The 11,350-nt window shown below is 69.2% G+C and carries 8 protein-coding genes; 7 read left to right on the forward strand and 1 reads right to left on the reverse strand.

The window, feature by feature from the left end; genetic code table 11:
- From Q0C41_RS25860 to Q0C41_RS25890, 7 genes are all read left to right on the forward strand, one after another.
- Nucleotides 1-568: arylesterase (locus tag Q0C41_RS25860; protein ID WP_291988891.1), on the forward strand; the 568-nt coding region annotated here is incomplete at its 5' end.
- Nucleotides 565-1,242 carry an ABC transporter ATP-binding protein gene (locus Q0C41_RS25865; RefSeq protein WP_291988893.1) on the forward strand — a complete coding sequence of 226 codons (678 nt, stop codon included), beginning with the start codon at nucleotides 565-567 and terminating at the stop codon, nucleotides 1,240-1,242. The genes Q0C41_RS25860 and Q0C41_RS25865, both read left to right, overlap by 4 nt.
- A 2-nt stretch (nucleotides 1,243-1,244) precedes the next feature.
- The gene (locus tag Q0C41_RS25870; RefSeq protein ID WP_291988895.1) at nucleotides 1,245-3,785 is read left to right on the forward strand and encodes an FtsX-like permease family protein; all 2,541 of its coding nucleotides are present in this window, start codon (nucleotides 1,245-1,247) and stop codon (nucleotides 3,783-3,785) included.
- An 85-nt stretch (nucleotides 3,786-3,870) separates the two neighbouring features.
- Nucleotides 3,871-4,194 carry a TraR/DksA family transcriptional regulator gene (locus tag Q0C41_RS25875; RefSeq protein ID WP_291988904.1) on the forward strand — a complete coding sequence of 108 codons (324 nt, stop codon included), beginning with the start codon at nucleotides 3,871-3,873 and terminating at the stop codon, nucleotides 4,192-4,194.
- The gene (locus tag Q0C41_RS25880) at nucleotides 4,191-4,679 is read left to right on the forward strand and encodes a hypothetical protein (RefSeq protein WP_291988896.1); all 489 of its coding nucleotides are present in this window, start codon (nucleotides 4,191-4,193) and stop codon (nucleotides 4,677-4,679) included. The genes Q0C41_RS25875 and Q0C41_RS25880 overlap by 4 nt, the downstream gene beginning before the upstream one ends.
- Complete coding sequence (folK, locus tag Q0C41_RS25885) at nucleotides 4,667-5,146, forward strand: 2-amino-4-hydroxy-6-hydroxymethyldihydropteridine diphosphokinase (RefSeq protein WP_291988898.1); 480 nt, start codon at nucleotides 4,667-4,669, stop codon at nucleotides 5,144-5,146. The genes Q0C41_RS25880 and folK overlap by 13 nt, the downstream gene beginning before the upstream one ends.
- 113 nt (nucleotides 5,147-5,259) lie before the next feature.
- Complete coding sequence (locus Q0C41_RS25890; RefSeq protein ID WP_291988900.1) at nucleotides 5,260-7,923, forward strand: M14 metallopeptidase family protein; 2,664 nt, start codon at nucleotides 5,260-5,262, stop codon at nucleotides 7,921-7,923.
- A 64-nt stretch (nucleotides 7,924-7,987) separates the two neighbouring features.
- Here Q0C41_RS25890 and Q0C41_RS25895 read toward each other — a convergent pair whose 3' ends face one another.
- Entirely contained in the window at nucleotides 7,988-11,125 is a 3,138-nt protein-coding gene (locus Q0C41_RS25895) for an efflux RND transporter permease subunit (protein WP_291988902.1), read from the reverse strand.
- Nucleotides 11,126-11,350: the final 225 nt, after the last annotated feature.

Here is an 11,350-nt window from a genome sequence, read left to right on the forward strand (position 1 = left end):
CGGCCGCCCGCGGGTGGTCGCCCTCGGCTACAGCCTGACGGCCGGGCTCGGTCTGCCGCCCGAGCAGTCGTGGCCGTCCCTGGTGCAGGAGAAGATCGATCAGGCGGGCCTCACGGCAGAGGTCGTCAATGCCGGCGTCTCGGGCGACACGTCCGCCGGCGGCGTGCGGCGCCTCGACTGGGCGCTCGATGGCGACGTCAAGGTGCTGGTGCTCGAACTCGGCGCCAACGACGGCCTCCGAGGGCTCCCGGTCGATCAGTTGCGCGAGAACCTGTCACAGATGATCGCCGCGGCGAAGGCGCGCGGCATCGTCGTGCTGCTGCTGGGGATGGAAGCGCCGCCGAACTTCGGTCCGCAGTACACGCGGGAGTTTCGTCAGGTGTACACCGACCTCGCCGCCGAGCACGAGGTCGCCTTCATCCCCTTCATGCTCGAAGGCGTGGCCGGCAACGCCGCCCTCAACCAGTCCGACGGCATCCACCCCAACGAGGACGGTACCCGGCGCGTGGCCGACCTCATCTGGCAGTCCCTGCAGCCCCTGCTGACACGCGCCCTCGCCACCTCATGATCGAATTGCGCGGCGTCTCGAAGACCGTGGACAGCGGCGGGTCGCCCCTGACCATCCTCCATCCGCTCGACCTCACCGTCCCTGCCGGCCGCAGCCTCGCCATCGTCGGGCCGTCGGGCAGTGGCAAGAGCACGCTGCTCGGCCTGATGGCTGGCCTGGACGCCCCGACGACCGGCGAGATCGCCATCGACGGCACCGTCATCACGAGCCTCGGCGAGGATGCCCTGGCGCGGTTGCGCGGACGCCTCATCGGTTTCGTCTTCCAGTTCTTCCATCTGATGCCGTCGCTCACGGCGTTCGAGAACGTGCTGGTGCCGATGGAACTGGCCGGCGCGAAGGACGCCCACGCCCGCGCCACGCGGTTGCTGCACGAGGTCGGGCTGGACGCGCGCGTGCATCACTACCCGTCGCAGCTCTCCGGTGGCGAGCAGCAGCGTGTCGCTCTGGCCCGCGCGCTCGCGAACGAGCCGAAGGTGCTGCTGGCCGATGAGCCGACCGGCAACCTCGACTCCAACAACGGCCAGCACGTCATCGACCTCCTGTTCGAGGTCAACGGCCAGCGCAGCACGACGCTGGTGCTCGTCACGCACGACCGGGACCTGGCGGCCAGGGCCGATGTGCAGATCGTCATGCGCGACGGCCGGGTCGTCGAGCGGATCGAGCGCGGGGCCTGACCATGTTCACGCTGCGCATGGTGTGGCGCGAACTCCGCGCCGCCTGGGGCCGCCTCCTCTTCTTCTTCCTGTGCGTCGCCATCGGCGTCGGGGCCATCGCCGCGCTGCGGTCGGTGATCCAGAACGTCCGTGAGGCGCTGGTCCGCGAAGCGCGGGTGCTGACAGCGGCCGACGTCGTGTTCTCGACCAACCGGCCCTGGCCGGACGACACGCGGGCCCGCTTCGATGCGGCGATCGCGCGGGCGCCGGTGCGCCAGCGGGTGGAGGTCGTCGAACTGGCGACCATGGTTCGCCCGGCCGACGAGAGCCGGGCGGTGGCACGGATGGCGGAACTGCAGGCCGTCGACCGCGGGTACCCGCTCTACGGGCAGCTCGTGCTCCGCGACGGGCAGGCCTTCGATCACGCGCTGCTCGATCGGCAGGGCATCCTCGTGCGTCCCGAGCTGCTCGTGCAACTGGGGATCGCCGTCGGCGATCAGGTGCGCATCGGCAACGGCACGTTCACCATTCGTGGCGTCATCGAGACCGAGCCCGGACGACGAGCGGGCATGTTCAGTCTCGGCCCGCGCGTCATCATCGCGCGCAGCGACCTCGAAGCCACGGGCCTGCTCGCGTTCGGCGCCCGGGCGCGCTTCGCCATCCTGATGAAGGTCGACGAGGCCGGCATCGAGCCGCTGGTCGAGGGCGTGCGCGAGCAGTTCAAGGGCAGCTTCGTCACGGCGCGCTCGTATCGATCGACCGAGGACCGGTTGGGGGAGGACCTGCGGGTCGCCGAGAACTACCTGAGCCTGATCGGGTTCGTCATGGTGGTGCTCGGTGGCATCGGCGTCTGGAGCGTCACGCGCGTCTTCATCGGCCAGCGCATCCGCAGCATCGCCGTCATGAAGTGCCTCGGGGCCACCAGCCGGCAGATCCTCGGCATCTACGTGGCGCAAGTGGCGACGCTCGGCCTGCTCGGCAGCCTGCTGGGACTGGTGCTGGGCGCGGTCGCCCTGCGCTTCCTGCCCGGAGGCCTCTTCGGGCTCGACAAGCTCGAGGCACGGCTGACGCCTCAGGCGTCGGTGCAGGCCGTGGCCGTGGGCGTGCTCGTGTCCCTGTTGTTCGCGCTGGTGCCGTTGCTCGAGGTGCGGCGCGTCCGTCCCCTGTGGCTGTTACGCGACGAGTCGGCCCGCACCTCGCTCGGCGGGCGCCTGCGGCAGATCGACTGGGCGCAGTGGGGGACCGTAGTGGTGGTGGGGCTGGCGCTGGCGCTGGTCGCGTCCTGGCAGGCGGCGTCGCTCAAGGCCGGCCTCATCGTCTCCATCGGCCTGCTGGTGATCACGATGGCCCTGTTCGCGACGTCGGCGGCCGTGGTGCGCGCGGTCCGGCCACTGCGGCGGACCCGCATCTTCGCGCTTCGCCATGCGGTGCTGAGTCTCGCCAGACCCGGCAACCAGACGCGCGTCATCCTGCTGGCCGTGGGGCTCGGCACCTTCTTCATCCTCGGCGTGCGACTCGTGCAGGGCACGCTGCTCGAGCAGTTCTCGCTCGACCTGCGCCCGGACGCGCCCGACATGTTCCTCCTCGACGTCCAGCAGGATCAGGCCGCGGACGTCGAGCGGGTCGTCGCCGCGACGCCAGGGGCGACGGGCCTGCGGCTCATCCCGGTGTTGCGCGCGCGCGTCACCGGCGTGCGCGGGGCGATGGCCAAGGTCGACGGCGTCGAGGGGGTGCAGGGGCGCCAGGGCCTCGGCCGCGAGTTCGTCATCACCTACCGCGACGGGCTGGAGGCCAACGAAACGCTGCTGGAGGGCTCGATGTGGGCGGCCTCGTCCGACGGCCTGCCCGAGGTGTCCATCGAGGAGTCGTTGCGCCGCAACGCCGGCCTGCAGATGGGCGACGTCGTCAAGTTCGACATCCTCGGCCGCGTGATCGAGGCCAGGGTGACCTCCATTCGCAACGTGGACTGGAACGACGTGCGGTCGGGCGGATTCATGTTCGTCTTTCGGCCTGGCACGCTCGAGAAGGCGCCGCATGGCTTCATGGGGGTGCTGCGCGCCCCGGACACGCCGGAGGCGCGCGCCCGGTTGCAGCGCGACCTCGTCGCGGCGCATGCCAACGTGTCAGCCGTCGACGTCCGTGAAGTCGTCAAGGCGGCGCAGGGCATCCTGGGTAACGTCACGCTGGCCATCACCGCCGTGGGTGGCCTGGCCCTCTTCAGCGGCGTCCTGATCGTCGTCGGATCGGTGGCGATGACCCGGTTCCAGCGCCTCTACGAATCCGCGATTCTCAAGACGCTCGGGGCCACCCCGCGCACCATCACCGCGATGGTGGCGCTCGAGTACCTCGGACTCGGCGCCCTGGGGGGGCTGGTGGGGGCGCTGGGCGCCCTCGCGCTGAGCTGGGCCGTCTCGCACTATCTCTTCGATATGGCGTGGCATCCTGCCCCGGGGACGGTGGCGGCAGGCGTCGTCCTGACCTCGCTCGTCGTGGGGCTGGTCGGGGTCCTCGCCAGCCTCGATGTGGTGCGCCGGAGACCGCTGGCCGTGCTCCGCGCCGAATAGGTCAGCCGTCGGGCCGAGGGTGCTAACATGCATCGATTAGCTTCCTGCCGCGGGTACCGGCAGGGGGGGAGCACCCACGGTGGATATGTCCGAGTTCCAGGAAGCCCTGCTGAAGAAGCGGCGTGAACTGCTCGCCGGCGAGGGCCTCAAGCCCATCGGGTCGATGATGGGGAACAGCCGTCAGGGGGACATGGCCGACCAGGCCGACGGCATCAACGAGGTGCACATCGCGCTCAAGCTCCGGTCCACGGACGCCAAGATTCTTCAGGCGATCGAGGAAGCGCTCGAGCGCATCGATCGCGGCACGTACGGGGTGTGCAAGGACTGCGGCGAGATGATCTCGGCCGCGCGGCTCCGGGCCATTCCCTGGACGCGTTCCTGCATCACCTGCAAGGAGAAACAGAAGTGAAGCACTCCGCCACCCTGTCGCTGCTGCAGGAGCTCTACCGCGAGCGGCTCGCCCTGTTCGATCGCCACATCAAGGGCGCACAGGTCATCGCCGACTACGAGTTCAACAACACGTACCAGTACGTGATCGGCCGCGAGGAACACCACCTGCAGTGGGTTCGCAAGGCCATCGAGGACCTCAGCGGCACGTACGACTCGAGCATCTCGGCGCTCGCCCTGCCGTCGGGCAAGGGCAAGACGCGCGAAACGGCCGTGCTGCAGGACGATGCCCGGCAGCAGCAGGCGTTCCTCGACAAGTGGTCGGCGCGCATCGAGGGGATCACCAACGCCCGTCACCGCACGATGCTGACGCTGATGCTCGGCGAGATGCGCGAACACCTGCGCTTTTTCCAGCTCGCCCTCGAGGGGCGGGACGACCTGCTCGGTCGCCGCATGGCCGGCGCGAGCACCGGCGATGGCGTGATGTCGGTCCGTTGGGTGGAATAGCGCGCGTCCCGGTCGCGATCGCCCTCGGCAGCAACCTCGGGGATCGCGACGCCGAGCTCGACGAGGCGGAAGACCGCCTCGCCGTGCTCCTGAGCGGGGCCGTCGCCTCGGCGCGCTACGAGACCGACAGCGTCGGCGGTCCTGCCGACGCCCCGGCCTATCTCAACGAGGTCGTCGTCGGCAGCACGCTGCTGGCCCCCCGCCCGCTCCTCGAAGCCCTGCAGGCCATCGAGATCGCCGCCGGCCGCGAGCGCCCGTTCCTCAACGCGCCCCGCACCCTCGACCTCGACCTCATCCTCTACGGCGACTTCGTCATCGACGAGCCAGGCCTCGCCGTGCCCCACCCGAGGTTCCGCGACCGCCTCTTCGTGCTGCAGCCGCTCGCCGAAGTGGCGGGCGACTGGGTCGACCCCGTGTCCGGGCAGTCGGTGCAGGACCTGCTGGATCGCCTCCCGCCGACAGCGTAGGCACGCCCGTCGACCTGAAGGTCGACGGCTACAGTCGTGCGCGGAGCGCGTCATTCCCCAGACGTAGGCGTCGACCTTCAGGTCGACGCGCACCCGCCGCGCTAGAATCCGCCATGCCCAGACCTCGTGTGCGCGCGTCAGGCGCGCTGTCCGTCGTGCTGGCCAGCCTGGCGATCGCCGGCCCCGGCCATCCGACCCTGCCGTGGATCTCGCCCGTCACCGTCCGCGCGCAAGCCTCCGCGGCACTGCCGACCCCGGAGCAGTTCTTCGGCTTCCGCATGGGCGCCGACCGAAAACTCGCCAACTGGGATCGGTTGCTCGAGTACTACCGCACCCTGGCGAAGGCGTCCGACCGCGTGCGGCTGGTCGAGCTCGGCCACTCCAGCGAAGGTCGCCCCTACATCGCCCTGTTCATCTCGTCGCCGGCCAACCTCGCCAGGCTCGAGACGCTGCGGCAGATGAACGCCACGCTGGCCGACCCGCGCGGTGCCGCACCGGGCGAGATCGATCGCATCGTGAAGGACGGGCGCGCCGTCGTCATCCAGACCTTCGCGCTGCACTCCAACGAGGTGGCGGCGGCACAGACGGCGGCCGAGTTCGTCCACGACAGCCTGACCCGCACCGACGAGGAGGCCACCCGCATCCGCGATCAGGTGATCAGCATCGTCGTGCCGTCGATCAATCCGGATGGCACGCAGATGATTGCCGACTGGTACATGAAGTACGTCGGCACCGAGTTCGAGGCGGCGGCACTGCCGTGGCTCTACCAGAAGTACGCGGGGCACGACAACAACCGTGACGGCTTCGCGCTGAACCTGCCGGAGTCGCGCCACCTCGCGAAGATCCTGTACCGCGAGTGGGTGCCGCAGGCCTATGTCGACCATCATCAGATGGGCGCAACCAACGCCCGACTCTACATCCCGCCCTACGCCGAGCCGATTCGCCCCGACGGCGATCCGATCGTGTGGCGCGAGATGGCGTGGTGGGGGGCGCACATGGGCACGCACCTGGAGGCGGCCGGCAAGACCGGGGTGGTCGGCGCGGCCATCTACTCGGGCTGGGGCCACATGGGGTTCCACTGGATCACGCCGTTCCACAACATCGCCGGCATGCTGACCGAGTCGGCCAGCGCGCGACTGGCGACGCCGATGTTCTTGCACCCCGATCAGTTGCGAGGGGGACCGCGCAACCTGCCGGAGTACGGCCCGCAGACCAACATGCCGAGCGTGTGGCCGGGCGGGTGGTGGCGCGTGCGCGACATCGTCGAGCAGCAGAAGATCGCCGCCTGGGCGACCGTCGATCTGGCGGCCCGCAACCGCGAGACCGTGCTGCGCAACATGTACCTGAAGGCGTCGCGGCAGGTCGAACGCGGCACCACCGGCCCCGTGAAGGCCTACGTCCTGCCCGCCGGCCAGCACGATGCCCCGACGGTGCGCAAACTGGTGAACATGCTGCTGGCCTCCGGGGTCGAGGTCCACGAGGCGCGCGCCCAGATGGTGGTCGACGGTCGCGTGTACGGCCCCGGCTCCTTCGTCGTGCCGATGGCGCAGCCGAAGCAGGCGCTGGTGCGCTGGATGCTCGGGCGCACCTTCTACCCCGACAACACCTACACCCGCGAGCGTGACGGCACGCCGATCCGCCCATACGACATGGCCACCGACACCTTCGGCGAGTTCATGGGCGTTCGCAGCGACCCCGTCGCCGAGGCCGTGCCCGCGACGGCACTGACGAGAGTCGCGTCGCCGCTGGTCCCGTCGGCCGTGGTGGCCGCCGCGGCGCCTCACGGGTACGTGCTCGACGGGCGCCAGAACGACAGCTATCGGGCCGTCTTCCTCCTGCTCGGCAAGGGAATCGGTGTGCGTCGCGTCAATGTCGGCACCGCCGACGGACGCATCCGCGCCGGCGATTTCCTCGTGCCGCCCGTGGACGTGTCGGCCATCGCCCGCCAGGCGGGCGTCGACTTCGTCGCGGCCACCAATCCGGTCCCGGCCAACATGACCGCGCTGGCCGCACCGCGCATCGGCCTGTTCCAGCGGTATCGCGGCGGCAACATGGACGAAGGCTGGACGCGCCTGCTGTTCGAGCAGTTCGACGTACCCTTCACCTCGGTGCGCGACGCCGACGTCAAGGCCGGCGGGCTCGACACGAAGTTCGACGTCATCGTGCTGCCTGCCGACTCGCTGGCGGCGATGACGGGCGAGGACCCGCCTGCCGGGGCTCGTGGCGGTGGGGGAGGGGAGGGCGGCTCCGCGCAGTCGACCACGCCGCCGGAGTTCCGCAGCGGCTTCGGTGCCGACGGCGTCAAGGCGCTGCAGGCGTTCGTCGACGCGGGCGGCACGCTGCTGACGTTCGGTCAGGCCGGCGACCTGCCGCTGCAGCGCTTCTCGCTGCCGCTGCGCAACGTCGTGGCCAACGTGCCGTCACGCGAATTCTGGTCCCCGGGCTCGACGCTGCGGGTGCGCTACGCCAACGACCACGCGCTGGCCTTCGGCATGCCGAAGGAGGGGCTGGCGCTCTTCATGTCGGGGAGCCAGGTCTACGAAGTCACGTCCACCGACCGCAGCCAGGACGTGTCCATCCTGGCCACCTATGCCGACCGCGACCTGTTGCAGAGTGGCTGGCTGCTCGGCGAGCAGGTCATCGCGCGAAAGGCCGCGGCAGTCGCGGTGCGACGCGGCAAGGGGCAGGTCGTGCTGATCGGGTTCCGTCCGCAGAACCGGGCGCAGACCCACGGCACGTTCAAGCTCGTGTTCAATGCCCTGATGACCCGTCCCTGAAACGACGAACGGCCGCTGGAGCGTCCAGCGGCCGTTGGCCTCCCGCGGGTGGGTCGTCCCGACGCTACAGGTCGACGCGGGCGACGGCTTCACCCGTCGAGGCGGGGCGGGCCGCCGGCGTGCGACGCAGGCCCTTGAGGCCCTGTTCGAAGATCGTGTAAAGCGTCGGCACGAACACCAGGGTGATCAGCGTCGAGGCGACGAGGCCACCGATCACGACGCGCGCCAGCGGCGCTTGCAGTTCCGCGCCCTCACCGATCTCGAAGGCCATCGGCGCCAGGCCGAGCACGGTGGTCAGCGTCGTCATCAGAATCGGGCGCAGTCGCGTGCGGCCGGCCGCCTCCGCCGCCTCGAACAACTCCATGCCATCGCGCTTGCGCAGCGTCCCGGTGTAGTCCACCAGCAGGATGGCGTTGGAGACGACGATGCCGGCCAGCATGATGACGCCGATGTAGGCCTGCAGGCTGAAGGTCGTGTTGGTCAGCAGCAGCGCGCCCACCACGCCGATCGCCGCCAGCGGGATCGAGAACATGATGATGAACGGGTCGCGGAACGACTCGTACTGCGAGGCCATCACGGCATAGACCAGGATCACGGCCAGGATCAGCAGGTACTTGAGCTGGGTGAAGGCCTTGATCTGCTCCTCGAGTTCGGCGCCGAAGCCGACCTGGAAGTCGGGCGGGATGTTGAGCTCGGGCAGACGCTTCTCGACGTTGGCCACGGCCTCCGACAAGCTGGTCTCGAGCTCGGCGTTGACGCGGACGATGCGCTCCTGGTTCTTGCGCTCGATCTCGACCGGGCTGTTCTCCGGCTCGACGGTCAGCAGGCTCCGCGCCGGGACGACGCGGTCGCCGGGGGCGCTCAGCAGCACGTCACCCACATCGGCGATCCGCTCACGATCCTCCTGCCGCAAACGGACGACAATCGGGTATTCCTGCCCGCGCTCACGGTAGAACGCGGCCTGAGTCCCGGCCACGTTGGTGCGCAGCGTGTCGGCCACAGCCGTCACGCTCAGGCCGAAGATGGCGGCCTTGTCGCGGTCCACCCGCACGGCCAACTCCGGCCGGCCGTCCTCGCGGGCCTTGCGCACGTCGGCAATGCCCGGCACCGTGCGCAGCAGCGCTTCCGATTCCCGCACGAGGCGCTGTCCATCCTCGAAGTCATAACCCCGAATCTCGAGCGAGAGCCGGGCGTCCTGGTTGCCGCCGAGGACACGATTGAGCTGCGAGCCGCCGGAGGCACGCGAGCGTGCGATGACGCCAGGCACGCCGGTGAGCTGGCGACGCAGGTCGGCAGCAATCGTCTCGTTGGACCGCGTGCGCTCGGCCTTCTTGGTCAACTGGACGGTGATGTCGCCGCGATGCGTGCTGGCACCGCCCATGAAGCCCCCGCCGCCGGCCTGCGAGATGATCGTCACCGTCTCCGGCACGGCCTTGCGGATGCGCTCCTCCATCTCCAGGATCGCCGCCTGCGTCTGCTCGATGCGGGTGCCGACCGGGAGTTCGATGTCCACGCGGACCTCGCCTTCGTCGGTCACTGGCATCAGCTCGAACTTGAGCATGGGGTACAGCATCAGCGCCGTGACGAACAGGGCCGTGCCGATGGCCAGCACGGTCGGCCGGTGCCTCAGCGCAACGCGCAGGATGCCGGCGTAGCGGTTGTCGATGCCGTCGAGCACCCGACCACTGGCCCGGAACAGCCAGCCGATGACGCCCGACTTCGGCTCGTCGGCATGCTCACTCATGAAAATCGAGCACAGCACCGGCACCAGCGTCACGGCGACGAACAGCGACATCAGCAGCGAGAAGACGACCACCACCGACAGCTGCTTGAACAGCACGCTCGAGAACCCGGTCAGGAAGAACAGCGGCACGAAGACCGCGATGTGGGTCAGTGTGGAGGCGAGGATGGCGCTCCAGATCTCCTCGCTGCCTTCGATCGAGGCCAGCGTCCGGGACTTGCCCATCTCCAGGTGGCGCTGGGTGTTCTCGAGCACCACGATGGAGGCGTCGACGATCATGCCGACGCCAAGGGCCAGGCCGCCGAAGGTCATCGTGTTGAGCGTGTAGCCGCCGAAGTAGAGCAGCGCGAACGTCCCGATGATCGAGATCGGAATCGACGTGCAGATGATCAGCGTCGAGCGCCAGCTGCGCAGGAAGACGAAGATGACGAGGACGACGAAGATCGCACCCAGCAGGACTGCTTCACGGACGCTGGCGATCGATTGCTCGATGAACACGGCGCTGTCGTTGGTCACCGTCAGCTGCACACCGGGTACCTCGCGGTTGATGCGCGCGACTTCCTTGTGTACCAGTTCCGAGATCGCCACCGTGTTCTCGCCCGACTGCTTGGTCACGCGCATCTGCACGCCAGGCTTGCCGTTGACGCGCGTGAAGCTGCGGAAGTCCTCGGTGCCGTCGCGTACCTCGGCGATGTCACGCATGTAGACGGGCACGCCCTCGCGCGTCAGAACGACGAGATTGCGGATCTCCTCGAGGTCGTTGAACTGCCCCTGGCTGCGCACCAGGTAGGTCAGCGTCCCCTCGTTGATCTCGCCAACGGGGATGTTCTGGTTTTCCGTCCGGAGCACCGACACGATGCGATCCACCGGCAGACCCATCGCCGTGATCTTCTCCTTCGAGAGATCGACGCGGATCTGCCGGCGAAGACCTCCCTGCACGGTGACAGACGCCACGCCGTTGACACGCTCGAGGCGCGGCGACAGCGTGCGCTCCGCCATCTCGCGCAGCGCCACCTCATCCATCTCGCCCTGCACCGCGACGGTCATGATCGGCCAGGCGTTGGAGTCGAACTTGAAGATGACCGGCGGGTCCGCGTCCTCGGGCAGGCGGCCGCGCACGCGGTCGATGCGGCTGCGCAGGTCGTCGGCGGCCTCACCGAGGTCGGTGCCCCAGACGAAGTTCAGGGTGACCCGGCTGCTGCCCTCCGACGACGTCGAGTTGAGTTGGTCGAGACCCGACACGGCGGCGACGGTCTGCTCGATCGGCCGGGTGATCGTCTCCTCGATCTCCCGGGGGCCGACGCCAGGATACGAGACCCGGACCGTCAGGCTCGGGAACGACAGGTCAGGGAGCAGGTCGACGGGCAGGCGGATCAGCGAAATCGCGCCGAGAAGCACGATGACGGCGCTGATCATGAACATGGTGACCGGGCGCTCGATGGCAGTACGTGGAATGCTCATGTATCTCAGTTCCTGAACGAAGGCCTGCGAACCCCCGGACCCGGCTGACGGGGCCCGTTCACTCCTGGCTAATTACCCGACGGCGTGCCGCCAGCTTTCTTGCCGCCGGCCGTGCCGGCGTTGGGCCCCGCCCCGGCGCCGCGCCCGCCGGCGCCTCCGGACCCGCCACTCGCGAGCAGCACCTTGGCGCCGTCGCGCAGCGACGTGGCGCCGGTCGAGACGACT

This window comes from Luteitalea sp. (genome assembly GCF_022842525.1).
Classification (GTDB): Bacteria; Acidobacteriota; Vicinamibacteria; order Vicinamibacterales; family Vicinamibacteraceae; genus Luteitalea.